Genomic DNA, 448 nt, shown 5'->3' on the forward strand with positions numbered 1-448 from the left:
ATACCTCCTTTTAGTTCTGGTTTGTTTTTCTTCCACTCTGGCAGCAAGTTATGAGTCTCATACTTAGATATGGATTTGCCTTCTTGTTCGAAAGAGTTTTTTCGATATGCCAAAGTCTCGTTATAGGCCCATCTACACAGCTCCAAGGTCTGTTCCATCTTAGACCGCTGTGCTTTTGTCGGATAGATCCTATATTTGAAGGCCTTAAGCATTATACTCACTTATGCTGTTATGGTATTTAAAGATTCATAGCTTAAGGCGGGGTACGATTCATCCCCGGCCCGAAGACCGGGGTTTTCTCTACCCCTGCACCCCGCCTCTATCAAGGGAATCAAAGAGGAGACCGTCATGAGCTGGCTTCGCGAAGCATCAAACCATGTAGAAAAGATCGAGTCGCTGCTTCTCGCTAACTATCCTCTGACTCGTGTTCAGCTTGATGCCATGTGGA

At 45.5% G+C, this 448-nt stretch carries 1 protein-coding gene; it reads right to left on the bottom strand.

All coding sequences use genetic code 11. The annotated features are described in order from the left end of the window. Positions 1–212, bottom strand: a 212-nt coding sequence (locus tag P0O24_RS12485) for a helix-turn-helix domain-containing protein (RefSeq protein WP_316970076.1), incomplete at its 3' end; no start/stop codon positions are given. Positions 213–448: the final 236 nt, after the last annotated feature.

Origin of the sequence: Candidatus Methanocrinis alkalitolerans (assembly GCF_029167205.1) — an archaeon.
Lineage (GTDB): Archaea > Halobacteriota > Methanosarcinia > Methanotrichales > Methanotrichaceae > Methanocrinis > Methanocrinis alkalitolerans.